The sequence below is a fragment of the Arthrobacter sp. AFG20 genome (assembly GCF_002892795.1).
Classification (GTDB): domain Bacteria; phylum Actinomycetota; class Actinomycetes; order Actinomycetales; family Micrococcaceae; genus Arthrobacter.
In genome coordinates, this window is sequence record NZ_PJMC01000010.1 from 1 (window position 1) to 25,542 (window position 25,542).

Here is a 25,542-nt window from a genome sequence, read left to right on the forward strand (position 1 = left end):
CTGGAGGTCCACGAATTCCTGCGGCTTGACCCAGCGGTCCACGGGGAGGTGGCGTTCGGAGGGGCGCAGGTACTGGGTGATGGTGATCAGGTCGCAGCCGGCCTGGTGCAGGTCGCGCAGGGCCTCGGAGATCTCTTCGCGGGTTTCGCCCATGCCCAGGATGAGGTTGGACTTGGTGACCATGCCCAGGTTCCGGCCCTGGGTGATGACGTCCAGGGAGCGTTCGTAGCGGAACGCGGGCCGGATCCTTTTGAAGATCCGCGGCACGGTCTCGACGTTGTGCGCGAACACCTCGGGTTTGGAGTCGCAGATCGCGGCGATGTGTTCGGGTTTGCCGGAGAAGTCCGGGATGAGGAGTTCGACGCCGGTGCCGGGGTTCAGTTCGTGGATCTTGCGGACCGTTTCGGCGTAGAGCCAGACGCCTTCGTCCTCGAGGTCGTCACGGGCGACGCCGGTGACCGTGGCGTAGCGCAGCTGCATGGCCTGGACGGAGCGGGCCACCTTGGTGGGTTCGAACCGGTCCACGGGGGAGGGTTTGCCGGTGTCGATCTGGCAGAAGTCGCAGCGGCGGGTGCATTCGGAGCCGCCGATCAGGAAGGTGGCTTCCTTGTCTTCCCAGCATTCGAAGATGTTGGGGCAGCCGGCCTCTTCGCAGACGGTGTGCAGGCCTTCTTTCTTGACCAGGTTCTTGAGCTGGACAAATTCCGGGCCCATCTGGACCTTGGCCTTGATCCAGTCCGGTTTGCGTTCCACCGGGGTGGCCGCATTGCGCTGCTCGATCCGCAGCATTTTCCGGCCTTCTGGTGCCAGTGTCACAGGAGTGCTCCTTCGGGGGTTGCAACTAGGGCGTCTTCATTGTTGCGCAGTTCTTCGGTGATCCGCGAAACGAGATCGGCCGGAGACACGTCGCGGCCCGTTTCCGCGGCGATGGTGGTCACACCGGCATCGGTGATCCCGCAGGCGATGATCTGGCCGTAGGGAGCGAGGTCGTTGTTGCAGTTGATGGCGAAGCCGTGCATGGTCACCCCCTGGCTGACCCGGATGCCGATGGCGGCGATCTTACGGGCGGGGCCCTTGGCATCCTCTTCGATCCAGACGCCCGCACGCCCCTTGATCCGGACCGCCGCGATGCCATAGTCCGCGAGTACGGCGATGATCACGGCCTCCAGACGCTCCACGTAGTCGCGGATGCCGGCCTTGTTCTTCAGCTTGATAATCGGGTATCCGATGAGCTGGCCCGGCCCGTGCCACGTGAGTTTGCCGCCGCGGTCCACCGGAACGACGGGGGTGCCGTCGAAGGGCCGCTCGTGATCCTCCGTCAGTTTTCCGGCCGTGTAGACGGCGGCATGTTCCAGGAGGAGTACCGTACTGGGGGCCTTGCCGGCCAGAACATTTTCATGGATTTCGCGCTGGAGGTCCCAAGCGTGGCTGTAATCAACGAAATCCGGGGCAAGACCGAGCTTTGTGAACTCAAGAGTCATGCGTTCCAGCTTAGACCTCGGCCGGCGTCCTGCCCGATAGTGTGCCGAACCTCTCATGCCTCTCCGGTCACATTCCGCGCCATTCCCGAGGACGGCGGAGGGCCCATGCCTGCCTGTGGATAACTTCTGCAGGAATTACAGGTTTCCGGTATTCCTTAAGCCATGGACCAGCACAGCTTGGGAAGCCACAGCCTGGAAAACCACAGCCTGGAAAACCACAGCCTGGAAAACCACAGCCTGGAAAACCAGAACGCGAACATGCACGGTCCCGGGGGCGCGGCACCTGCCGTCCAGGGCTACTCCGTATGCCGCCGGCTTGGCCGTGGCGGCAGCGCGGAAGTGTGGCTGGTTTCGCAGGACACCACCGGCGTGAAGCTTGCGCTGAAGTGCTTCGGCCGCCCGCCGGGCAGTGTTGAATCAGGCGCTGCGGACTCACGGCCTGCTGTGACACGGGAGGAGGATGTCCGCCGGGAACTCCTGGTCATGTCCGTGCTTGACCACGAGCACCTGGTCAAGGCCTATGGCGTGGTCAGGACCGATAAACCCGGCCGGACGGGTGAACCCGAAGAGGGCAGCTTCGGCCTGCTGATGGACTACGCGGCCGGCGGCTCGCTCCAGCAGCTGGTCGCGGCGAGGGGCACCCTGAGTGTGGGCGAGACGGTCACGGTCCTGACGCCGATCGCGCAGGTCTTGAGCTATCTGCACGGAAAGGGCTTCACGCACTCGGACGTCGCACCCGGCAATGTACTCTTCACCGCCCATGGAAAGCCCCTGCTGGCAGACCTCGGCGTGGCCCGGATGGTGGGGGACGCTTCCGGCGTTCCGGATCTGCACACCGACGGCTTCGCTGATCCGGCTCCGGTGGACGCGGTCCGGGCCGGACTGCAGCCGGAGCGCGACGTCTATGCAGCCGCTGCCTTGGGCTGGTACTGCCTGACCGGACAGCCCCCTCCGCCATCCGCGGCCAGACCACCCCTCTCCCTGCTTGTCCCGGACGTGCCGGCGGAGCTGGCAGCGGCGCTCGAGGCGGGGCTCAGCGATGACCGGCGGCAGCGTCCGGCGGCTGCCGAGCTTGCCACGGCTGTGTACCGCAGCGCGGCCGCAGCACCTGTGGACCTGTCCCGCTCGGTCCATGACACCGTCCTGCCCGAGTTGCTGACGCGTCGGCCCGTCCCGCCATCCGGCGGACGGCTGAGGAAGCGCCTGTTCACCTGGCGAAGGCGGCTGAAGACCACGGGATGGGGCAGGTCCCCGGGCCGGCTATCACCGCGTGCAGCGCCGGCGGGAACGGTTGCGTCCCTACCACAAGCGGCTGTCAGGCATGCCGGAGACAGGAACGCTGTCAGGCACGCGGGGGTCCGGCAAACCGCTGCCAGTCACGCGGCGGTCCGGCACGCCGCTGTCAGGCACGCGGCGGCCAGGCACAGGACGGCGACGCAAAGCAGCCGCCGTCTGGCAGTGGCTGGCAGCGTGCTCACGGCAGCGGTGCTTACCGGTGCCGTGCTTCTGGGGCTGCCAGGGGTGGCGCAGGAGTCGGGCCAGGCGGCCCAGCAGCCGGGTCCAGCGGCGCGGGAAGCAGTCCTCCCGGCGGGCAGCCCCGGTTCCCCGCAAGGTTCCGGCGTGCCGAATGATGTCCGGCGGCGGCTCGCGGCAAAGGATCCGGCGGAGGCGGTCCTCGGACTGGCGCAGCTTCGTTCGCTGGCGCTGCGGGAGGGCATGCTGCACCTGCTCGATGAGGTTAACGCCCCGAACACCCCGGCCCGGGCCGCAGACAGACGGATCCGCGCCGGGCTGGAGGAAGCCGGGACAGTGCTGGCCGGGTTCACCACGAGCCTGTCCGGTGCGCGCCGCCTGCCCGAAAGCACGCCTGCGAGGGCAGTGGTGGCGGTGACGTCATCGACCTCGGCCTATGAGGAGCGATCGGCCGGAGGCGCCGTCGTGGCCACAGGAGCGCGGCAGCAGGGTATTAGGCTACGGCTGGTTCTGGTCCAGGTGGAGGGACGGTGGCGCATTGCGGACATCCTGCGGGCGGACTGAATCATCAACTGAACCGAACGGCTACTTTTCGCCGGCCACCCACCCGGCTGCTAACGCCACCGACGGATGGTCCCACGTGAACCCGCTGTCCCTGAGCAGTGTGGGCTCGATCCGCTGGCTGGCGAGCAGGAGTTCGTCGGCCAGCTTGCCCATGACGAGGCGCAGCGCCGGGGCCGGCGCGCGCAGCAGCGCAGGGCGGTGAAGCGCCTTTGCCAGCCCGGCCACGAGGGTGTTCACGTCCGTGGCTTCCGGTGCCGCAACATTTACGGGGCCTGAATTCCCGGATGTGAGGAGGAACCCGAACACTGAGGTGAGGTCGGGGAGGGTGATCCACGGCCAGTACTGCCGGCCGTTGCCCAGCGGACCGCCAATGCCTGCCCGCAGCAGGGGCAGCAGGCGTCCCAGGGCACCGCCCGACCTGCTCAGCACCACTGCGGTCCGCGGGGTCACAACCCGGACTCCGGACGGGGCCTCGTGGGCTGCCGTTTCCCACTCGACGCAGATGCGCGCCATGATGCCCTGCCCGGCGGGGGAGTTCTCCGTTAGCTGGGAGTGCCCGGCGTCGCCGTAATAGCCGGCCCCGGACTGGCTGATGAAGGTAGCGGGTGGCGAGTCGAGGCGGCGCATGGCCGAGGTAAGCGTCCGCGTGGGATCCAGGCGTGACCGGAACAGCTCATCGATCCGATGCGGTGTCCATGGCTTGGCGCCGATGTTCGCGCCGGAAAGATTGATGACGGCGTCGGCTCCCTCAAGGGAAGCCGGGTCCAGGGTTCCGGTGGCGGGATCCCAAGGGATTTCCGACGGCGACGACGGCGGCCGCCTTACCAGCCGGACGACGTCGTGCCCGTCCGAGGTGAGGCGGGAGGAGAGTGCGGTTCCAATGAGCCCGGAGGCGCCGGCCATGACGATGCGCATGATCCATCTCACCATGTCCGGCACGGCAGGGCACCTCCCCGATGGCTCATGTCCCGTTGACTATGATCGAACGATGACCTCTTCGAGTTACCTCCGGTTCCCTCATGTTCACGGCGATCTGGTCACGTTTGTGGCCGAGGACGACGTCTGGATTGCACCCGTCAGCGGCGGGCGCGCCTGGCGTGTTTCCTCGCTCCAGCTGCCGGCCCGCAACCCGCGCTTTACGCCAGACGGAACGAAGCTGGTCTGGACCGTCGTGCAGGGGACGGCCCCCGAGGTGGTCATCGCTGACGTCGACGGCGGGGGATACCGCCAGCTGACTTTCTTCGGGCACAGCACCACTCGGGTCAAGGGCTTTACCCCTGCCGGGGACATCGTGGTCACGAGTGCGTTCCGCCAGGCCGAGAGCCGCCACACGTACGCTTACCGGCTGTCCACGGAGGGCGGCTGGGCCGAGGAGCTCCCGCTGGGGCCGGTCGAGTCCGTGGCGTTCGGTCCGGAACTCGGGGACGAAAAGCCGGTAGTGGTGGGCAGTGTGCTGTCCCGCGAACCTGCCTGGTGGAAGCGCTACCGTGGCGGCACCGCGGGCAAGCTCTGGATCGACGGTGACGGAAACGGCGAGTTTGAGCGGTTCCTGCCGGAACTGGACGGCAACCTGGCTGACCCCATGTGGGTAGACGGGCGCATCGCCTTCCTCTCAGACCACGAAGGCTACGGCAACCTGTACTCGGTCCTGCCCGGCGGCGGGGACCTGCGGCGGCACACCGACCACGAGGACTTCTACGTCCGCCACGCCTCCACGGACGGCAAACGCGTCATCTTCGAATCGGCCGGTGAGCTCTGGCTCCTGCATGACCTTGGGTCCGAGGCCGTCCGGCTGGAGATAACGCTCGGATCGGCGTCCCAGGGCCGCCGTCCCTCGCTCCTCAAGGTCTCCAAGCACCTCGGGGACGTCCGGCCGGACACCGCGGGGGAAGCCAGTGCTGTGGAGGCCCACGGAACAATCCACTGGCTCCGGCACAAGGACGGCCCGTCACGCGTGGTCGAGGCAACGGCTGGCGTGCGCGCCCGCCTGCCGCGTCCTCTTCCCGACGGCCGCATCGCCTACGTGGCAGATCACGACGGCGACGAAGCCCTGTTCATCAGGGAAATCGCCCCGCAGGTCCCGGCACACGACGGAGCAGTCCGGGCAGCAAAGGCCGTGACAGCAGCCAAGGGCAACGGCGCTGACAGCGCTGCCCCGGACAGTGCACCCGCTGGGGATCAGCCGGAAGCTGCGGCTCCGGCAGTTCCGCTGCCCAGCCCTGTTTCCGCCGCCGGCGTCGCGGGGCCCCGCACCACCCACCCGGTGGCCGATGACGCTGCGGCCGACCTCGCACCTGCCGAGGCAGCAACCGAAACCACTGCCGGCCAGGCAACTGGCACCGTTGCGGCCGATCCAAGCCCGCTCACAGTCCGGTTCCCCAGGCCTTCACGCGCCAGCGCGATCGAAGCCAGCCCCGACGGCCGCTGGATTGCGATCGGGACCGCCTTTGGCGACCTGTACATCGCTAACGCCCAGGACGGGGCACTGACGGCGGTAACCAGCATTGGCGAGGGCAGCATTGAGGACCTCGCCTGGTCGCCGGACTCCGCCTGGCTGTCCTGGTCTGAACCGGTGACGTCCTTCGGGTCACGCAGCCGCCTGCGGGTGGTCCGCGCCGCAGCTGCGGAGGAGCCGGCCATTGTGGAGGTGACGGACGGGCGCTTCCGGGACGAATCGCCGTCGTTCTCCCCGGACGGCAAGTTCCTGGCCTTCCTCTCCAACCGCAGTTTCGATCCGGTTTATGACGGCCATTCCTTTGACCTGTCCTTCCCCAGCCCGATCAAGCCCTACCTCGTGGCACTGGCGGCGGACACCGCTTCGCCGTTCGGCCCCAGCGTCGCCTTGGCGGACGGCAGCGCATCCCAGTCCGGTACCTCACAGTCTGATGCAGCCAAGCCCGGTGCAGCCGCCGGAGGAGAGACGGCGCCGGCCGCCGTGAAGGTTGACGCCGAAGGCCTCGCCCACCGGGTCATCAGCGTCCCGGTTCCGCAGGGCAACTACTCGGCCCTGACCGCCGCCGACGGTGCGCTGCTGTGGCTCGACAGCGCCCTCGCCGGCGTCACCGGGGAGGGCAGGGCCAGCCTGGAGGACAAGAACGCCGCCCCGAGCCTGGTCCGCTTCGACCTGGCCAAGCGCAAAAGCACCACCCTCGTGGACTCCCTGGACAGCTACCGCCTGTCCGGCGACGGCAAGAAGGTGGTCCTGGTCCACGACAAGCAGGTCCGGGTGGTGCCCTCCGACACCAAAGCCGACGAGGACTCCGGCCAGCTGGTCAAGGTGGACCTCACCCGCATCCGCGTCCTGATGGATCCGCTGAGCGTCTGGGCCCAGGCCTTCGACGAGGCATGGCGGCTGCAGCGCGACTTCTTCTGGACCGAGGACATGGCGGGCCAGGACTGGGACTCCATCCACGCCCGCTACCGTCCGCTGGTGGAGCGGCTCGGATCGCATGACGACCTGGTGGACCTGCTGTGGGAGCTGCATGGCGAGCTCGGCACGTCCCACGCCTACGTCCGCCCGGCGGCAGCCACCGAAAACGGCAGCAACGGCCAGGGCCGGCTGGGTGCCGACCTCGCGTTCAATGGCGAGGGCTGGGAAATCGAGCGCATCCTCGCCGGCGAATCGTCGGACCCGCTGGCCACCTCGCCGCTGACCCGGCCGGGCGCGGACGCGAAGGCCGGGGACGTCCTGCTGGCAATCGACGGCGTGCGCCTTACGGAGTCGCTGACCCCGGCCATGCAGCTGGTGGGCGCGGCGGGGCGGGCTGTGGAACTGACCATCCGCAACGGCGCCGGCCACGGCCCTGCTGCCGGGGCCCAGCGGAGGATCGCCGTCGTCCCCATCAGGGATGAGGAACGGCTCCGGTACCAGGACTGGGTGAATGCCAACCGCCGCACGGTACGCGAAGCGTCGGACGGCAAGTTCGGTTACCTGCATATCCCGGACATGCTGGCCAACGGCTGGGCGCAGCTCCACCGGGACCTGGACACCGAGACTGCGCTTGACGGCCTGATCGTGGACGTTCGCCGCAACCGCGGCGGGCACACCTCCCAGCTCGTGGCCGAACTGATCGGTCGGAAGGTGACGGGCTGGAGCATGCCCCGCGGCGAAAAGCCCCGGACCTATCCGCACCACGCGCCGCGCGGTCCGGTCATCATTCTGGCCGATGAATTTGCCGGTTCCGATGGCGACATCATCACGCAGGTCTCGAAGCTGCGTGGCATCGGACCGGTGATCGGCACCCGCACCTGGGGCGGCGTCGTCGGCATCGACAACCGCTTCACGCTGGCCGACGGGACAGGCGTTACCCAGCCCCGCTACGCCACATGGTTCGGCGGCGGCGTGGGCTGGAGCGTCGAAAACCACGGAGTGGCTCCGGACATCGAAGTGACGTTCCCGCCGCACGCCTACGCTGCCCGCCGGGACCCGCAGCTGGAGTCCGGCATCACGGCGCTGAAGGAGATGGTGCAGGAGCTCCCCACGGACCGGCCGCCGGCCCGCGAGGGCTACCGCCGGCTGCGCCCGGAGCCGCTGCCGGCCCGCCGCCACAGCAAGGCGTAGCGCGGTGCCGCCGGCGTAAGCCGGCGGCACTCCGGAAAAGCACGAAGGCCCTGTTCCCGACTGGATTCACCAGCGGGAACAGGGCCTTCGGGCTTTAGGGCTAGGAAGCCAGCGTGGCGTCCAGGGTGATGTCGATGCTGGCGAGGGCACCGGAGACAGGGCAGCCGACCTTGGCTTCCGCTGCGATCTTCTGGAATTCATCTTCGGTAATGCCGGGGACCTTGGCGTTGAGGGTCAGGTGGCTGCCGGTGATGCCGGTGCCCGGCTGGAACGTGACGTCCGCCTTGGTGTGCACCTCTTCCGGCGTGTGGCCGGCCTGTGCCAGTGCGTGGCTGAAGGCCATGGAGAAGCAGGCGGAGTGGGCTGCGGCGATCAGCTCTTCGGGGCTGGTCTTGCCTTCTGAGGCCTCGGTGCGGGCCTTCCAGGTGACCTCGTAGGTGCCCAGTCCGGAACTGTCGAGTGTGGTATTGCCGGCACCCGTAATCAGGTCGCCGTTCCATACAGTGTGTGCGGTACGTGTTGCTGCCATTTCCACTCCTTAGCTTGGGATCAATCATGGCCAGGCTGACGCCCGGACCTTCCTGCATAATCCTATGGATTAGCGGGCGCGGGTGCACGGGTTGTCCGCTGTCAGAGGATTATGACCGGACGCGCCAAAACGACGACGGCGACGCCCCCTCCCAAGGGGGCGTCGCCGTCGTCGTTGGCATGGCAGAGGGCGGTTACCGCCAGAGCGTCGCGATAGCGACGTTCAGCAGTGCCAGCCCGCCGACGCTGTGGGCAAGGCCTGTGGAGATCGGCTCGCCCTTCTTGTACTTGCGGCGGCCGATGAAGGCCAGAACGCCGACGACCAGGGCGACGGCGAACTTGATGCCCAGCTTGGCGTAGTTGGCGTCCATGTCGAGCGCGGGGATCAGGCCCATCATCACGATGCCGGTGAGGAGCTGGAGTGCCGCGCCGTCGAACTGCCGGGGATGGACGGTCGGCTTCTTCATATTGCCGATCCAGATGCCGACGATCATGGCGGCGCCGACGATGTGCAGGAAGACCATGACGTTATAGACGATGTTCATGGCACCAGTCTAGCCAGATCCTTCTACACGCCGTAGTAAGACACAGCCCTTAAAAAGAAGCGGCGGCCGCCCGGAACTCCGGTGGTTTCCCACCCGGAGCCGGACAGCCGCCGCCGTCGAAAGGCTGGAGCCTAGAGTCCCAGGTCGGCTTCGAACGCGCCCTCTTCGAGGCGGGCCTTCAGCGTCTGCAGGAAGCGGCCAGCGTCCGCACCGTCCACCAGGCGGTGGTCGTAGGTGAGGGACAGGTACATCATGGAGCGGATGGCGATCGAGTCGTCACCGTTCTCGTCCTGGACCACCACGGGGCGCTTGACGATCGCACCGGTGCCCAGGATGCCGACCTGCGGCTGGTTGATGATCGGGGTGTCGAACAGCGCACCGACGGAACCGATGTTGGTGATGCTGAACGTACCGCCGGACAGCTCGTCCGGGCCGATCTTGCCGTTGCGGGTGCGGTCCGCGACGTCGGCGATCTTGCCGGCCAGGCCGGCGAGGTTCAGGCTTCCGGCGTCGGAGATGACCGGAACCAGCAGGCCCTTGTCAGTGTCGACGGCGATCGCCAGGTGCTCGGCGTTGTGGTACGTGATTTCCTGCTTGTCCTCGTCGTACGCAGCGTTGAGCGTGGCGTGCTGCTTGAGGGCCTCGGCCACGGCCTTGGCGATGAAGGGCAGGAAGGTGAGCTTGACGCCGTTCTGGGCCTGGAACGAGTTCTTGGCCTTGAGGCGGAGCTTGGCCACCTTGGTCATGTCCACTTCGTGCACCTGGGTCAGCTGGGTGGAAACATCCAGCGACTCACGCATGCGGCGGGCGATGACCTGGCGGATCCGCGGCGCCTTCTTCACGGTGCCGCGCAGCGAGGACGCTGCGGCCGACGGAGCTGCGGATGCGGCAGGCGCTGCCTGCGCTGCGGCTGCCGGAGCGGCCTTGGATTCGGCAGCGGCCAGGACGTCCTGCTTGCGGATGCGGCCGCCGACGCCCGTGCCCGAGACGGAGGCGATGTCCACGCCGTGCTGGTTGGCGAGCTTGCGGACCAGGGGAGTGACGTAGCCGGAATCGCCGCCTGCGGCCGGAGCGGCCTGCGGAGCGGGTGCTGCCTGGGCAGCCGGTGCAGCTTGCGGCGCGGGCGCTGCCTGGGGAGCGGGAGCTGCCTGTGGAGCGGGGGCAGCGGCGGGCTTCTCGGCTGCCGGGGCGGGCTGTTCCGCTACCGGGGCGGCGGGAGCCTCGGCGGGCTTTTCGGGAGCCGCAGCAGGAGCAGCGGCGCCGGAGCCGATGACGGCGAGGACAGAGCCAACTTCGGCGGTCTCGTCCTCGCTGACGCGGATTTCCTGCAGCGTGCCGGCCACGGGGGACGGGATCTCGGTGTCCACCTTGTCGGTGGAGACCTCGAGCAGCGGCTCATCAACCTCAACGGTGTCGCCAATGGCCTTGAGCCAGCGGGTGACGGTGCCTTCGGTGACGCTCTCGCCAAGTGCCGGCAGAGTGACCTCGTGGCCTTCGCCGGAGGAGGCGGGTGCTGCTTCCGCGGCAGGTGCTTCCTGGGCCGGTGCTTCCTGGGCCGGTGCTGCAGCGGGTGCCTCTTCGGCGGGTGCTGCGGGGGCTGCTGCAGGTGCCTCTTCGGCAGGAGCTGCTGCGGGTGCCTCTTCGGCAGCGCCGCCGCCCGAGCCGTCACCGATGCGCACCAGCGGCGCGCCAACTTCAGCGGTCTCATCTTCGGCCACGAGGATTTCCTCGATCACGCCGGCGATCGGAGAGGGGATTTCAGTGTCTACTTTGTCGGTGGAAACCTCGAGCAGCGGTTCGTCCACCTCTACCCGGTCACCTACCTGCTTGAGCCAGCGGGTGACAGTTCCTTCGGTGACGCTCTCACCGAGGGCGGGCAAGTTAACGGATTCAGACATGTCGTCCCCGTTCTCCTTTATTGATCTAAAGTGCGGATGGTTGCTGCATTGTTCGGGCCTGGTGCACGCGGCTGTTGGAGCCGGGTGCACCAGGCCCTGATTGTCTTGCGGAACGAATTAGCCGTGCAGGGCTTTGCCGGCGAGGGCAAGGTTGGCCTCGCCCAGGGCCTCGTTCTGGGTCGGGTGGGCGTGCAGCAGCTGGGCCACATCCTCCGGGTAGGCCTCCCAGTTCACGATCAGCTGTGCTTCACCGATCTGCTCGCCCATGCGCGAGCCGAGCATGTGGACGCCCACCACGGGGCCGTCCTTCTGGCGGACCAGCTTCACGAGGCCGCCGGTGCCGAGGATGGAGCTCTTGCCGTTGCCGGCCAGGTTGTACTCCTGGGTCTCCACCTGGTCGTCGCCGAACTTTTCCTTCGCGGCCTTTTCGGTGTAGCCGACGGTGGCGATCTCGGGCTCGGCGTAGGTCACCTTGGGGATGTTGACATCCTCGACGATGACGGGCTTCAGGCCGGCAATTTCCTCGGCCACGAAGATGCCCTGCTGGTAGCCGCGGTGGGCGAGCTGGACGCCGGGGACAATGTCGCCGACGGCGTATACGTTGCCCACGCCCGTGTGCAGGCGTTCGTTGGTGATGACGAAGCCGCGGTCGATGGTGATGCCGGCCTCTTCGTAGCCTAGGTTGGCGGTGACCGGTCCGCGGCCGACAGCCACGAGGAGCAGCTCGGCTTCGAAGGTCTTGCCGTCAACCAGGGTGACCTTGACGCCGTCGTTGTTCTGTTCGACGCCCTGGAAGAAGACACCGGTGGAGAACTTGATGCCGCGCTTCTTGAAGGCACGCTCAAAGTTCTTGACGATCGCTGCGTCCTCGTTCGGGACCAGCGACGGCAGGCCCTCAACGATGGTGACGTCGACGCCGAAGGACTTCCAGACCGAAGCGAACTCGACGCCGATCACGCCGCCGCCCAGGATGATGACGCTCTTGGGGATGTTTTCCATCTTCAGGGCTTCGTCGGAGGTGATGACCTTGCCGCCGATTTCCAGGCCCGGCAGGGAGCGGGAGTAGGAGCCCGTGGCGAGAACGATGTTCTTGCCCTTGTAGGCCGTGCCGTTCACGACGACGGTGTCGGTGCCCTGCAGCTTGCCTTCACCTTCGATGACGGTGATGCCCTTGGACTTGATCAGGCCCTGCAGGCCCTTGAACTTGCCCGCGATGATGCCGTCTTTGTAAGCGTTGACAGCGGTGATGTCGATGCTGTCCAGGGTGACGTTCACGCCGTACTTGGCGGAGTCGCGGGCGTGGTCTGCCAGTTCGGCCGAGTGCAGCAGCGCCTTGGTGGGGATGCAGCCGTTGTGGAGGCAGGTACCGCCGAGCTTGCCCTTCTCCACGAGGCCAACGGTGAAGCCAAGCTGAACGGCCCGGAGAGCCGTGGCGTACCCGCCGCTGCCACCACCGAGTACCAGGATGTCGAATTCTTGCGCAGTTGCCTGATCGGCCACTTAGACGCTCCCTCGCGTGAACGATGACACGAGAGTACGCATCATCTGGTCTTGGAAATTGCTCTGCCGTGATTATGCCAGCAGGCCATTTCCCTTTCATTTGTGACTACCGTGGTTCACCTTAGCGAACCACTTATCCATGCTCCACCTTGCCGGTGCTTTTGTGGAGCGCTTGTGTCGAGTGTCACGCGACTGTGTGGCGAGCGGATCACGCTGCCACACAGCCGCGGCGCACCGGCCTGTGTGGGCGATAGGCCTAGGCCAGGAGATCCTCGACATAGGCCACCAGCGTGCGAACAGTGCAGCCGGTGCCCTGCTTCGGCGTATAACCGTAAGGCGCCCCGTTGTTGAACGACGGTCCGGCAATGTCGATGTGCGCCCAGGGGATGGTCTGGCCGCCCTTGTCCTTGCCCACGAACTCGCGCAGGAACACGGCCGCCGTCATCATGCCGCCGTGGCGCTCACCGATGTTGGCGAGGTCCGCCACCTGGGAATCCAGGCTGGGCCGCAGCTCGTCCGGCAGGGGCATGGGCCACACGAGCTCGCCGGCCCGGTCCGCGGCCGCCTTCAACGGGCCGGTCACGCTGTCCGCGCCCATGATGCCGGCGGTGCGGTTCCCGAGCGCGATCAGCTGGGCGCCGGTCAGGGTGGCAACGTCGATGATGGCGTCCGGGTACTCCTGGCTTGCCGCGACGATGCCGTCGGCCATGACCAGCCGGCCTTCGGCGTCGGTGTTCAGCACTTCCACCGTCTTGCCGCCGAACATGGTCAGCACGTCGGCGGGACGCGAGGCGGCGCCGGAAGGCATGTTCTCGGCAATGCACAGCCAGGCGGTTGCCTTGACGGGCAGCCCCAGGCCCGCGATTGCCAGCACCGTGTTAAGCACGACGGCGGCTCCCGCCATGTCGCTCTTCATGTCACCCATGCCTAGGGCCGGCTTGATGGAAATGCCGCCGGTGTCGAAGGTGATGCCCTTGCCGACGAGTGCGATTTTCCGCGTGGCCTTGGCGGGGGAGTACTCCACCTTGACGAGCCGGGGCTGCCGGGCGGAGCCCTTGCCGACGCCCATGATGCCGCCGAAGCCTTCCTTCTCCAGGCGCTTTTCGTCCCACACCGTGACCTTGACGGGCAGCCCCTTGGCCAGGTCCCTGGCGGCGTCGGCAAACGACTCGGGGTAGAGGTGGCTCGGCGGCTGGTTCACGAGCGAGCGGGTGGCGTTGACGGCCCTGCCCAGCAGGCGCGCGCGGTCAAGAGCCGAGTTCAGGTCCTTGTCGCCGGCCAGTTCAGTGAAGATCGCGACGTCGGCCACGGGGTCCTTGAGGCCGTCCTTGGACGAACGGAACTCGGTGAAGGAGTACGCGCCCAGCGCGGCACCCTCGGCGACGGCGGCAACGTCGGCGATAGTCGCCGTCGGGAAGGCCAGCGTGACCGAGGACAGGCCGGCAAGCTGGCGGACTGCGGAGCCGGCGGCCCGGCGCAACGCCTCGCCCGAGACCCTTCCTCCGGCGTCGACCTTGCCGACGCCTGCCAGGACCAGGATTCCGGAGCCCGTTTCCGGAAGGCCGGGAAGGCGGACGGCCTGGTCCGGAGCGCCCGTGATGCCGAGGACCTTCAAGGAGTCGGCCAGTGCCTCGACGGACTTCGCAGTCAACGGGTTTTCCAGCAGGAACGGGCCGTCCGTGCCCTGTCCGACGCCGATGACCACTGCGTCGCTTGCCGCCTTCTTCAGGTCCCTTGCAATGGCACTAAGGTTGACTTCAGTATTCTTGACCACGAGGATCGGTCCTCAATTCTCTGTGATTGTTCCGGCAGGGAGCGCAGGCAAAAGAGCCAATTCCGATCGTAGTCTCTCGTTCCGCGACTGCGGGGAAGCGCCCGGGAGCCGGGCCGGTTGAGACCCGCGCCACAGCGCGCCGAGGAATGACGCCGCTCTGCCGGGCGTTATGCAGATTAACTCCCTGACCACGAAAGGAACTCGCCGTGTTTGAAAGGATTTCCGGCTCGCTGCTGGACCCCGACGCGCTCTATGCCAAGAACATTGGGCTGTTCCATAACCCTGAGCTCCGCGGGCTGAACCTGGTGATGGGTTTCACCGGTTTCGCCGATGCCGGCCACTTGGTCCGGCAGATCACGGACGAACTGCTGGACACACTCGACTCCGAGCGTGTGGCCGTGTTCGACGCCGACCAGCTGATGGATTACCGGTCCCGGCGCCCGCATGTGAGCTTTGTCGAGGACCATCTGCAGGACTACCAGCCGCCCACACTGGCCCTGTACAGGCTGGTTGACGGGCTGGGCAAGCCCTTCCTGTTCCTCGCCGGGTTCGAGCCGGACCTCCAGTGGGAGCGTTTCGCCCGTGCCGTGGTGCAGATCGTCGAGGCCCTGGACGTGAATCTGGTGACCTGGATCCACTCGATTCCCATGCCTGTGCCCCACACCCGTCCGGTCGGGGTGACTGTGCACGGCAACCGGCCTGAACTCATTGAAGGCATCTCCTCCTGGAAGCCGACCGTGGAAGTGCCGGCCGCCGTCGGGCATGTCCTGGAACTTCGCCTGACCGACGCCGGCCGCAATGTTGCCGGGTACGTGATCCACGTGCCTCACTACCTCGCCGAAGCCGAATACCCCACGGCGGCAGTGGCGGGCCTGGAGTACCTGGGGGCCGCCACCTCGCTGATGCTGCCGACCGACCGGCTCCGCGAGTCGGGCCGTGAAGTGGGCCGGCAGATTGCTGAGCAGATCGAGGCCTCGGAGGAGGTCCAGCAGGTGGTGGCCCGGCTCGAGGCCCGCTACGACGAAAAGGCCGAGGGCACGGTGCGCCGGTCCCTGCTCGCCAACGAGAACGATGAACTGCCCGATGGCGATGCACTGGGCGCCGCTGTGGAGGCCTATCTCGCCCGGGAGAATCCCGCGCCGTAAGCCCCGTCACTGGGAGGCATAAGACTTGTCACTGCTAGGGCAAAACCGGGCAAATTAAATAGTATTTTTGTTCGCGCTGAGGATAATAAAAGGGTGACTGCACCCCGCGCCTGGCTCATCTGGTCCATCGGCATCTTCTCGTACCTTGTGGCTGTGACGCAGCGTACGTCGTTTGGTGTGGTCGGACTGGAGGCCACCGAGAGGTTCCATGCCAGTGCCTCGGCCATCTCCTTTTTCACCGTGCTGCAGCTGCTGGTGTACGCCGGACTTCAGATCCCGGTGGGCGTGCTGGTGGACAGGTTCGGTTCCCGGGCCATGATTGCCGGGGGCGCCCTGCTGATGGGCCTCGGCCAGCTGCAGCTGGCATTTGCGGACAGCGTCCCCGCAGGTGTGCTGGGCCGCGTGCTCGTGGGTGCCGGCGACGCCATGACCTTCATCTCCGTCATCCGGCTGATTCCGCTGTGGTTCGCGCCCGCCCGGGTTCCGCTGCTGACCCAGCTGACCGGCATGTCCGGACAGCTCGGCCAGCTGCTGAGCGTGGTGCCGTTCGCCTTCATCCTGCACAGAGCTGGCTGGACCCCGGCGTTCCTTGCGCTGGCGGGATTCTCCGGTGTCGCCGTCGTGCTGGTGGTTCTGATGCTGCAGGACGTGCCGCCCGGCACGCCCAAGCGGGACGCGGCCAAGGGGCTGCGCGCCACGGGCGTTTCCCTGTCGCGTGCGTGGAAGCAGCCGGGGACGCGGCTGGGGATGTGGAGCCACTTCACCATCCAGTTCAGCGGCACTGTGTTCGCGATGACCTGGGGTTACCCGTTCCTCATTTCGGCGCAGGGGCTCGACGCCGGCACCGTCGCCTCGCTCATGTCCCTCTACGTGGCCGGTGCCATCGGGGCCGGGCCGCTGATCGGACGCTTTGTTGCGCGGCATCCCCTCCGTCGCTCCACCATGGTCCTCCTCCTCGTCGCTGCCACCGCGGCAGCCTGGGCGGCCGTGCTGCTGTATCCCGGCCGCTCACCGCTGTGGCTGTTGGCGCTCCTTATCGTGGTGCTGGCCATCGGCGGCCCGGGCTCAATGATCGGCTTCGACTTCGCGCGCACCTTCAACCCGGCGCACCGGATCGGCACCGCCACGGGCATCGTCAACGTCGGCGGCTTCTTTGCAGCGCTCATGGCCATCTACCTGATCGGCGCCGTGCTGGACATCCTTAACTCCACGGGCTTTTCCCGTGGGGAGCTCTATGGCCTGGAGCCGTTCCGCATCGCGCTCTGCGTTCACTTCCTGATCCTCGGCGTCGGCTCCGTCGCCATGCTGGTGGTCCGCCGCAAGGTCCGTCGGCAGATGGCGGCCCAGGGCGTGGTGGTGCCCCCGCTGTTGCAGGCAATGGCCCAGCAGCGCAGGGCACGGATCGCCCGCCGCAAGACTCCTTCCCGCGACTAGAGGGGTTATCGCCACGGGTGGCGGGGCTGTTGCCCGGGAGGGCCACAGGACTACTGGTGGGGCCACTGCTCCTCAACAGGCGCCGTTATCCACATAGCGTCAAAGTCCACATAGCTCAGTGTCCACATGCAAGAACTCCCTGTCGCGCCGGCGGTAACCGCCAGCGGAAGCTGTTTCCATGACAGCACCGGAGCATCTCACTATCAGCGGACCCGAAGACATTCTTGGCTACATCCCGCACAGCCTGGGGTATTGGCCCTCGCAGAGCCTCGTGGCCATGACCATGCAGGGCAAGCGCCTCGGAGCGACGCTTCGGGTCGACCTCCCGGAGGGCGGCGGACGCCGCGGCCGGGAGGCATTCGCCAGGACTGTGGCGGAGTACCTTCTGGCGGACACGGAAGCCGACGGCACACTGCTGGTCTTCTTTGCCGACGGCGGTTTTGGCGACAGCCTTGACGACTACGGCCTGTACGACGACGGCCGTTGCGACGACGGCAAGGAAGGTGCGGCGGTGTGGTCCTTTCGGCCCTTACTTGCCGATCTGGAATGCGCGCTCGGCCTGGCCGGCATGCCGGTGCGGGATGCCTGGCGCGTCGGCGACGAGTACTGGGGCAACGTCTACTGCACCGACAGCAGCTGCTGCCCGCCACCAGGCCGGCCCATTGCCGAGATCCGGGACAGCAGGCTCAATGCCGAAATGGTGTATCTGGGCAGCAGCGTCGGCGCGCCTCCCAGTACTCCTTCGCCCGGCGTCGCTGACACTCCGGCAGCGGAGGATGCGGCTGTCATGGCAGCTGAACGCGAGTGGACTCTGGCCTTGGCTGGTAAGGGGACTCTTCGGGCGCAATTCGACGCGGTCCTCGATGCCTGGGCAGCTGCGCTGGAAGCGGTTTCGCCTGAAGCCGTTCCGGGGGGAGGCGTCCACGGGGGATCGGCGCTGATTGCGGCCCGTCCACTCTCAGGCGTTCCCGGCGGCGGGCTTGAACCGGAACTCGCCGGCTTCCTGCGCGCGTCCCTCCGTGTTCCGGCCTGGCGCGACGCCGTCCTGGTCATGGCGGCCGCGGGGCGCGCCGCAGCGGCCGCAGGGGCTGAAGCCTTTGGGATTTTCTCGGCGGGGGAGGGATTGCCCGTGTCCTGTCCGCCCGTGCCGGAACCGCAAGTGCTTCCAAGCTGTACTGAACAAGGGCAGGCACCAAACAAGCCCGACCAGCCGCCGGTCTCCTGCGGCGGCCCGGACGCCCTCCCCGGCTATGGCGAAGTCCTGTTAGGCCTAAGTCCGCCGGTGCCGGACTGGGACACGCTGAATCGTTTGGAGGTCCTGATGGTGGGGCTCTCGTGCGGAGGGGGTGAGGCGCAGGCCGCAGTACTAACGGCCGCAGGTTGGATCGAATGGTGCCGGGGGAGGGGTTCCTTCGCGCACGCATCATTGACCCGTGCTCTGGAAGCCAGCCCGGGATACCGGTTGGCCGAGCTGCTGTCCGAGGTGGTCCGGCGTGGAACGATCTGCGGGTGGGCGGGGCGCCGTGAAGCCGCATGGCAGAAATTCGGATCGGACGCTGCCTAGAGCAAGGGGGCCTGCTGACGCCGACATGCCCCCTCGGCAGGGTGTATTACGGCCCGGTCGGCCCCCGGTGCGGAAAATCGTGAGACAATGGAGGCCGAGACCCGGTTGGGTCCGTGAATCAATGCTTGCAGTGGGTCCCATTCGGGAACATTGCGGCCGCCCCGGCAGTTCTACTTAGTGGCCCTGTCGGTCGGTTGCAGCTGATGTCAATCACGGACTTGACAGGGTCATAGTGGTGTTGCCCGAAGGTGACTCCACAGACCGCCGCTAGAAAGGTTTTCTGTGACCCCGTCTTCCGCGAAGAAGGAACCCGCCGCCCTGGCCGTTGAAACTGCCGAGGAGAAGCCGGCGGCATCCAGCGCCAAGCGTGCCGCCACCCGTGCCGCTGGGAAGCCCGAGCCCAAGAAGCGCGGACCCAAGCCCGGAGCCAAGGCTGCGGCCGAAGCTGCCGGAAGCCGCTCAACCGATGACGACACGGAAGTCGAGGAGGACCTCGACGAAGCGCAGCCCGACACCGCTGATCTGGTCGATGAACCCGACGAGGCCGGCAAGGAAGCCGCAGCGCCTACCGGTTCGGGATTCGTTTACTCTGACGCCGATGACGACGACGCACCTGTCCAGCAGGTCATGTCGGCCGGCGCCACTGCCGACCCTGTCAAGGATTACCTTAAGCAGATCGGTAAGGTAGCCCTCCTCAACGCCGAACAGGAAGTTGACCTCGCGCTCCGCATTGAGGCCGGCCTGTTCGCCGAAGAGAAGATTGCCGCCGACGACGGCTCCATGGATCCGAAGTACAAGCGCGAGCTTGAGTTCATCATCCATGACGGCAAGCGCGCCAAGAACCACCTGCTCGAGGCCAACCTCCGCCTCGTGGTGTCGCTGGCCAAGCGCTACACCGGTCGCGGCATGCTGTTCCTGGACCTCATCCAGGAAGGCAATCTTGGCCTCATCCGTGCCGTCGAGAAGTTCGACTACACCAAGGGCTTCAAGTTCTCCACCTACGCCACCTGGTGGATTCGCCAGGCCATCACCCGTGCCATGGCGGACCAGGCCCGCACCATCCGTATCCCGGTGCACATGGTGGAAGTCATCAACAAGCTGGCCCGTGTCCAGCGCCAGATGCTGCAGGACCTGGGCCGTGAACCCACGCCCGAGGAGCTGGCGCTCGAGCTCGACATGACCCCCGAGAAGGTCGTCGAGGTCCAGAAGTACGGCCGCGAGCCCATTTCGCTGCACACCCCGCTTGGCGAGGACGGCGACTCCGAGTTCGGTGACCTGATCGAGGACTCCGAAGCCGTGGTGCCGGCCGACGCCGTGAGCTTCACCCTCCTGCAGGAACAGCTGCACTCCGTGCTGGACACCCTGTCCGAGCGCGAAGCCGGTGTTGTTGCCATGCGGTTCGGCCTCACGGATGGCCAGCCGAAGACTTTAGACGAAATCGGCAAGGTCTACGGCGTTACCCGTGAGCGCATCCGCCAGATCGAATCCAAGACGATGTCCAAGCTCCGCCACCCGTCCCGGTCGCAGGTCCTGCGGGACTACCTGGACTAGGAAACGCTGGGCTAGTACACACGAACAAAGGCCAGGCCTTCGTCGGAAATCGGCGGCAAGCCTGGCCTTTGTCGTACCGTTACGACATCAACAACGTGCACGTGCACGTTTGGCTGCCCACACGGCATGGCGGCATTCGATTAGTTTCCACCCCGACCGGGTCCCGATAGTCCGCCACCGGGCAACGGCGGCGCCATGGAGTGGTATGTGCGGCCGGTGGGTGTGGTGAGTTCGATGGTGTGGCGCGGCCCTGGTCTGGGTTTTGCTTTCCAGTCGGGGAGTTCTTTGGTGTGGTTGCACGCCTCGCACAGTCCCGCGCCATTGCTCAGCGACGTGGGGCCGTCGTTGTGCCAGGGGATGATGTGGTCGTGGTGGCGGATGGGGGCGTCGCAGTAGGGGGTGCGGCAGGTGTCGTCGCGGATTTGGATGAAGCGGCGCAGCGGCGCGGGGAAGTGGCGCCTTCGCGAGTCCAGGGCGACGAGGTCGCCGGTCCCGGGTGCGGTGTAGAGCCGCCGGATCCAGGTCTTGAGTTCCTTCACAGCGGTTGAGTCGACCGGTGCCGAACCGGCCACGGTTGGCTGGAGGCGATCCGGTTCTCCTTGCCCTTGCGTGAGGAGGTTGCGCGCCCAGTCGGCGGGGACGATGCCGTAACCAGGAATCCGGGCGGGTTCGCTGTCGCCCTGGAAGAGGGTTCGGTCGGTCATGACGAGGTTGAGCTCGATGCCGGTGATGCCGCCGGGGGTGCCGGTGATCGACTCGACCAGGGTGTCGGCCTTGATCTGGTCGCGGGAGCGCGGGTCTCCGGCGGCGTGGAGGGAGTCGGCGTTCCGGGTCAGTGCCGCGTACACCGCGACGCCCTGCTGAACGGGCAGCAGCGCCGTGAAATAGGTCATGCAGTCCGGGGCCGGGCGAAGGCTTACCCTGCGCCCCGAGGCGGCATGGCTGGCCCGTTGGGCGACGGACCGGGGGTCCCTGCAGGTGGCGGCGGCCCTAACCGCGGCGATGACGGTGCGGGTCCCGGCGCCTTTGAAGGTTCCGGTGTCGGCGGCGAGTTCCTCATCAACGGCAGTCCGGTCGCTCGGGCTCAGACAGTCAGTCTCTTTAACTACGTGCATGACGCGTTCTTCGTTCAGCTGCCCGCTGTCCAGCGCGGCCAGGGTATGGGGCATCTGCACCAGGGCTTTGGCGGTGCCGAGGAGCCGATGCCCGCGATTTGGGGACTCGCCCCGCGCCAGCGCGATCTGCTCGGCCGCGCCCAGGCCCCGGTCTTTGCCGCGGTCCTTGCCCAGGTCCTCCGCGGCCAATGGCGGCCGGTCGGTGGTTTCCTGGCGGAGCCTGGCCTCGAAGGCCACCGAAAGCCGGGCCTGCTGCCCGGAAGCCCAGCACTTGACATTCTCGTACGCTCGGACTTGGTCGATCAGCCCGGCATTGTCGGCGCTGAGGTCTGCTGCCGGGAGAAACGGACCTGATGTTGTTGTAAGGGTACCGGCCGCAACATGCCAGGCAGCAGCGGCGCTGGAGGGAACGCCGTCATCAAATGCGCTGTCCCTAAAAACGCCGTCGTGATAAGCACTGTCGTCAAAGAGGTCCTCGTCGAAAGGACGGCCGGCAAACAGAAACTCCGGAAACGGGTCCTCAGGAAACGATGCCGGAAACGCGGCGTCGAGATCATCGTCATATGGCAACCCGTTGTACGGGTCGGCGTGGGGAACCGTGGCGCCAGGGAACGCGGCAGTCAGCAGAGTGCCGGCGCCTGCAACGGCCGCCAGAACCTGCTCCGGTTCCCCAAATCCATCCATACATACAGTCTGATGAGGGGGACTGACAATTAAGTGCTTGGGGCAGCTGGAGAATTTTTGCGCAGCGGAACTGGCGACAAAGAAAAAGCCAGGACCCCCGCGCGGGGATCCTGGCTTTGAGCTTTGTTGTCTAGTCGACCGGAACCGGTGCCTTTTCGTGCAGCCGGCCCGTCTCATCGTGCCAGTCGGAGCTGAGCGGCCTAAGGGTCGCTTCGACGGCGCGTGAATGGTGGGCGCAAAAGAGCAGCTCGCCCCCGGAGGACTCGAGTACAACCCGGACGTATGCCTGCGCTCCACAACGGTCACACCGGTCAGCTGCGGTGAGTGTGCGGTCGGCAACTGCTGTTGTCATGTCGGCCTCCTTAGTAGATCTGTACATCTATATAACCAGCATTCGCTGACAAAGCATGGCAAGGATGGGTCACTTTCGCTGTCCGCGTATCACGTCTGCGTAACGAACCTCCGGAGCGGTGGCTCGTGCCGGGAGTGGCAGTCAGTCGTTTGGCGGCAGCGGGACTAGGCTAGAGGGAGCCTTTTAACGCCGATCCGGCCTGTTCCTCAAAGGAGTTCACTACCTGTGGCACCGAGTTCTGATTACACCGCCCGCCACCTTTCGGTGCTGGAGGGGCTGGAGGCCGTGCGCAAACGCCCCGGCATGTACATCGGATCCACGGACTCCCGGGGCCTCATGCACTGCCTCTGGGAAATCATCGACAACTCCGTCGACGAGGCGCTGGCCGGCTTTGGCCACGACATCAGGATCATCCTGCACGCGGACAACTCTGTAGAGATCCACGACGACGGCCGCGGCATTCCCGTCGACGTCGAACCAAAGACCGGCCTCACCGGCGTCGAAGTGGTCTTCACCAAGCTGCACGCGGGCGGCAAGTTTGGCGGCGGCTCCTACACCGCCTCCGGCGGTCTGCACGGCGTGGGCGCCTCCGTCGTCAACGCACTTTCGGCACGTCTCGACGCCGAGGTGGACCGGGGCGGCAAGACGTACAGGATGTCCTTCCGGCGGGGTGAGCCCGGCCGCTTCGACGACAACGGCCGGCCCAACCCGACCGCCACCTTCGCTCCGTTCGTCGAAGACTCTGTCCTCGACGTCGTCGGCAAGGCCAAACGCGGCGTCACCGGAACACGCATCCGCTACTGGGCAGACGGCCAGATTTTTACGCCGGATGCCAGGTTCTCCTACGAGGAACTCACGGCACGGGCCCGTCAGACCTCTTTCCTGGTGCCCGGACTGAAGATCACCGTCCGCGATGAGCGCAAGCTGCCCGGCACGCCCGGTGAACTGGGGGCGCACGAGGAAGTGTTCCACCACGACGGCGGCATCTCCGAGTTCGTGGATTTCCTCGCCGCGGACTCCGGGGTCACGGACGTCTGGCGCCTGCACGGTGCAGGCAAGTTCAAGGAAACCGTCCCTGTGTTGGATGACAAGGGTCACAGTAAGATGGCGGAAGTGGAACGCGACTGCGAAGTGGACGTCGCACTGCGCTGGGGGATCGGGTACGACACCACTGTCCGCAGCTTCGTGAACATCATCTCCACCCCGAAGGGCGGCACCCACCAGGCCGGCTTCGAGCAGGCCCTTGTGAAGACGTTCCGGAAAACCGTGGAAGCCAACGCGCGGAAGCTCAAGGCCGGCAACGACAAGATCGAGAAGGACGACATCTTCGCCGGGCTCACCGCCGTCCTGACCGTGCGGCTCGCCGAGCCGCAGTTCGAGGGCCAGACGAAGGAGATCCTCGGCACGTCGGCGGTCAAGGCCATCGTGGCCCGGGTGGTGGAGAAGGAGATAGCGGCCAAGCTCAACTCCTCCAACCGCAACGACAAGGCCCAGTCCGCACTGCTGCTGGAAAAAATCGTCAGCGAGATGAAGTCGCGGATCTCCGCGCGCGTCCACAAGGAGACGCAGCGCCGGAAGACCGCGCTCGAGACGTCGTCGATGCCCACCAAGCTCGCCGACTGCCGCACCGACGACGTCGCCCGCTCCGAACTGTTCATCGTGGAGGGCGACTCAGCCCTCGGTACGGCCAAGCTGGCGCGCTCCTCCGACTTCCAGGCACTGCTGCCGATCCGGGGCAAGATCCTCAATGTCCAGAAGGCCTCCGTGGGCGATATGCTCTCCAACGCCGAGTGCGCGGCCCTCATCCAGGTGGTCGGGGCCGGTTCCGGACGCAGCTTCGCGATCGAGGCGGCGCGCTACGGGAAGGTCATCCTGATGACCGATGCCGACGTCGATGGTGCGCACATCCGCACACTGCTGCTCACCTTGTTCTTCCGCTACATGCGGCCCATGGTGGAGGAGGGCCGGGTCTTCGCTGCCGTCCCGCCTCTGCACCGGGTGGAAGTCATCAATGCCGGCCAAAAGGCCAACGAGATGGTCTACACCTATTCCGAGGCTGAACTGCACACGTTGCTGGCGAAGCTCGCCGCGGAGGGCAGGAAGTACAAGGAACCGATCCAGCGCTACAAGGGCCTCGGCGAGATGGACGCAGAACAGTTGGCGGAGACCACCATGGACCCCCGGCACCGCATGCTCCGCAAGGTGAACATTGAGAACGCCCAGCAGGCGGAAGCCACCTTCGACCTGCTGATGGGATCGGACGTCGCGCCGCGCAAGGACTTCATCATCGCCGGTGCCTCCAGCCTGGACCGCGAACGCATCGACGCCTGAGGCTCGGCGCCCAGCGCCGGCACGGCGCCGGCCCAGCCGGCAGGCCGGTTCAGCCCAGCAGGCCGGGAACGATCAGCAGGGCGGTCGGCATTGCCAGCAGCAGCGCGCACCCGGCAAGGACGGCTGCGCGGAGGCCTCCGGCGAGCGGTGGCTGGGGTGAGAGAAGGCGGCTGACGCGTGACGCCGTCGTACTCGCCGGGCCGGCGCCGCCGGCACCGTCCGGCAGCTGCAGGCCCGCCCCGGAAAAACCTGCCGGTTCGACGACGGCGGCCCCCTGGGGTGCCGCCGAGCCGCTGGCGACGATGGCTATCGCCTTGATCAGCGTCACCTTGCTCTCGGTCTTGAGGGCAACGTCGTCCGCCAGCATTTCGATCAGGGAGTTCACGGCTTCCTGGGCCAGACGCGTGGTGGGGAGCCACGGCAGTGCCTGGCGCCAGGCGGCGAAGGCCCACAGCAGCAGGTGATGGCGCTGGGTCAGGTGCGCGTTTTCGTGGATCAGGACGGCCCGCAGTTCCGCCGGTTCGAGGGCCGCCATGAGGCCGTCGGAGAGGACCGTGACGGAGCGGGCGCCGCCCGGCAGGCAGTACGCCACCGGGGAATCGTGGTTGATGACCACCGTGCCGGGCCCGTCGTCGGACGGCGACGCCAGGAGGGCCAGCAGCTCGCGGTGGCGCCTGCGCTGGCGCTCAATCTTGTAATAGGTCAGCAGCAGCGTGAAGACGAGGTGCGCCGTCAGCAGCGCCGCCGCGGAAAGCGCGAAGAGATGCCAGAATCCCAGTGCGGTGGTGGGCGCCGCAAACAGCACCATGCCTGCCAGTGCGCGCAGGCCCGCCAGGAGGTTGTCGCCGACAGGTTCGAGGCCGTACACCAGCATGGCGCCGATCATGGACAGCCCGCCGGCGAGGCCGATGGCCTGCCACAGCACCATGGCCGTGAAAGGATCACGCGCCGGCCAGTGGGCGCGCGAAAGAAGGATAGGTACCGGCCAGGCCAGTACTATCGCCAGGACCGCCAGGAAATATGAGGTCCAGAACATTAGGTG

The 25,542-nt window shown here is 66.7% G+C and carries 18 protein-coding genes; 7 read left to right on the top strand and 11 right to left on the bottom strand.

The annotated features are described in order from the left end of the window. Together CXZ05_RS12900 and lipB are read right to left on the bottom strand one after the other, a co-directional pair. The coding region (locus CXZ05_RS12900) for a lipoyl synthase (protein WP_102973005.1) at nt 1–816 on the bottom strand (816 nt) is incomplete at its 3' end. Next, the gene (lipB, locus tag CXZ05_RS12905) at nt 813–1,481 is read right to left on the bottom strand and encodes a lipoyl(octanoyl) transferase LipB (RefSeq protein ID WP_102973006.1); all 669 of its coding nucleotides are present in this window, start codon (nt 1,479–1,481) and stop codon (nt 813–815) included. The genes lipB and CXZ05_RS12900, both read right to left, overlap by 4 nt. Before the next feature lie 162 nt (nt 1,482–1,643). Here lipB and CXZ05_RS12910 point away from each other — a divergent pair, with 162 nt between their 5' ends. Then, nucleotides 1,644–3,518, top strand: coding sequence for a protein kinase (locus CXZ05_RS12910; protein ID WP_258006574.1), 1,875 nt, complete (start codon nt 1,644–1,646; stop codon nt 3,516–3,518). Nucleotides 3,519–3,539: 21 nt separating this feature from the next. Here the strand turns inward: CXZ05_RS12910 and CXZ05_RS12915 are convergent, their stop codons facing one another. Then, nucleotides 3,540–4,433 (bottom strand): TIGR01777 family oxidoreductase, encoded by an 894-nt coding sequence (locus CXZ05_RS12915; RefSeq protein ID WP_102973007.1) that lies wholly within the window; start codon nt 4,431–4,433, stop codon nt 3,540–3,542. A gap of 73 nt (nt 4,434–4,506) precedes the next feature. On the opposite strand from CXZ05_RS12915, the gene CXZ05_RS12920 reads away from it, so the two are divergent. Then, nucleotides 4,507–8,079 carry a S41 family peptidase gene (locus tag CXZ05_RS12920; RefSeq protein ID WP_102973008.1) on the top strand — a complete coding sequence of 1,191 codons (3,573 nt, stop codon included), beginning with the start codon at nt 4,507–4,509 and terminating at the stop codon, nt 8,077–8,079. 100 nt (nt 8,080–8,179) lie between these two features. On the opposite strand, the gene CXZ05_RS12925 is transcribed toward CXZ05_RS12920, so the two are convergent. From CXZ05_RS12925 to CXZ05_RS12945, 5 genes are all read right to left on the bottom strand, one after another. Beyond that, on the bottom strand, nt 8,180–8,608 hold the full coding sequence (locus CXZ05_RS12925; RefSeq protein ID WP_102973009.1) for an OsmC family protein: 429 nt from the start codon (nt 8,606–8,608) through the stop codon (nt 8,180–8,182). Nucleotides 8,609–8,801: 193 nt separating this feature from the next. Beyond that, nucleotides 8,802–9,152 (bottom strand): hypothetical protein, encoded by a 351-nt coding sequence (locus tag CXZ05_RS12930; RefSeq protein ID WP_102973010.1) that lies wholly within the window; start codon nt 9,150–9,152, stop codon nt 8,802–8,804. A gap of 131 nt (nt 9,153–9,283) precedes the next feature. Continuing rightward, nucleotides 9,284–11,050, bottom strand: a complete 1,767-nt coding sequence (gene sucB / locus CXZ05_RS12935) for a 2-oxoglutarate dehydrogenase, E2 component, dihydrolipoamide succinyltransferase (protein ID WP_102973011.1) — start codon at nt 11,048–11,050, stop codon at nt 9,284–9,286. 117 nt (nt 11,051–11,167) lie between these two features. Next, entirely contained in the window at nt 11,168–12,550 is a 1,383-nt protein-coding gene (lpdA, locus tag CXZ05_RS12940; protein ID WP_102973012.1) for a dihydrolipoyl dehydrogenase, read from the bottom strand. 256 nt (nt 12,551–12,806) lie between these two features. After that, nucleotides 12,807–14,324 carry a leucyl aminopeptidase gene (locus CXZ05_RS12945; protein WP_102973013.1) on the bottom strand — a complete coding sequence of 506 codons (1,518 nt, stop codon included), beginning with the start codon at nt 14,322–14,324 and terminating at the stop codon, nt 12,807–12,809. A 206-nt stretch (nt 14,325–14,530) separates the two neighbouring features. On the opposite strand from CXZ05_RS12945, the gene CXZ05_RS12950 reads away from it, so the two are divergent. From CXZ05_RS12950 to CXZ05_RS12965, 4 genes are all read left to right on the top strand, one after another. Further along, entirely contained in the window at nt 14,531–15,469 is a 939-nt protein-coding gene (locus CXZ05_RS12950) for a proteasome assembly chaperone family protein (protein ID WP_102973014.1), read from the top strand. Nucleotides 15,470–15,562: 93 nt separating this feature from the next. Beyond that, nucleotides 15,563–16,903, top strand: a complete 1,341-nt coding sequence (locus CXZ05_RS12955) for a nitrate/nitrite transporter (RefSeq protein WP_102973015.1) — start codon at nt 15,563–15,565, stop codon at nt 16,901–16,903. Nucleotides 16,904–17,081: 178 nt separating this feature from the next. Further along, on the top strand, nt 17,082–18,467 hold the full coding sequence (locus CXZ05_RS12960) for a DUF4192 domain-containing protein (RefSeq protein WP_102973016.1): 1,386 nt from the start codon (nt 17,082–17,084) through the stop codon (nt 18,465–18,467). Nucleotides 18,468–18,749: 282 nt separating this feature from the next. Continuing rightward, nucleotides 18,750–20,018 carry an RNA polymerase sigma factor gene (locus CXZ05_RS12965; protein ID WP_102973017.1) on the top strand — a complete coding sequence of 423 codons (1,269 nt, stop codon included), beginning with the start codon at nt 18,750–18,752 and terminating at the stop codon, nt 20,016–20,018. A gap of 140 nt (nt 20,019–20,158) precedes the next feature. Here the strand turns inward: CXZ05_RS12965 and CXZ05_RS12970 are convergent, their stop codons facing one another. Then, nucleotides 20,159–21,817 (bottom strand): HNH endonuclease, encoded by a 1,659-nt coding sequence (locus CXZ05_RS12970; RefSeq protein WP_258006575.1) that lies wholly within the window; start codon nt 21,815–21,817, stop codon nt 20,159–20,161. Nucleotides 21,818–21,947: 130 nt separating this feature from the next. Continuing rightward, nucleotides 21,948–22,169: a hypothetical protein gene (locus CXZ05_RS12975; protein ID WP_102973018.1), complete on the bottom strand. Its 222-nt coding sequence runs from the start codon at nt 22,167–22,169 to the stop codon at nt 21,948–21,950. A 225-nt stretch (nt 22,170–22,394) separates the two neighbouring features. Between CXZ05_RS12975 and CXZ05_RS12980 the strand changes: the two genes are divergently transcribed. After that, nucleotides 22,395–24,500 (top strand): type IIA DNA topoisomerase subunit B, encoded by a 2,106-nt coding sequence (locus tag CXZ05_RS12980; RefSeq protein WP_102973019.1) that lies wholly within the window; start codon nt 22,395–22,397, stop codon nt 24,498–24,500. A 49-nt stretch (nt 24,501–24,549) separates the two neighbouring features. Here CXZ05_RS12980 and CXZ05_RS12985 read toward each other — a convergent pair whose 3' ends face one another. Next, nucleotides 24,550–25,536 carry a M56 family metallopeptidase gene (locus CXZ05_RS12985; RefSeq protein WP_102973020.1) on the bottom strand — a complete coding sequence of 329 codons (987 nt, stop codon included), beginning with the start codon at nt 25,534–25,536 and terminating at the stop codon, nt 24,550–24,552. Nucleotides 25,537–25,542 lie beyond the last annotated feature (6 nt).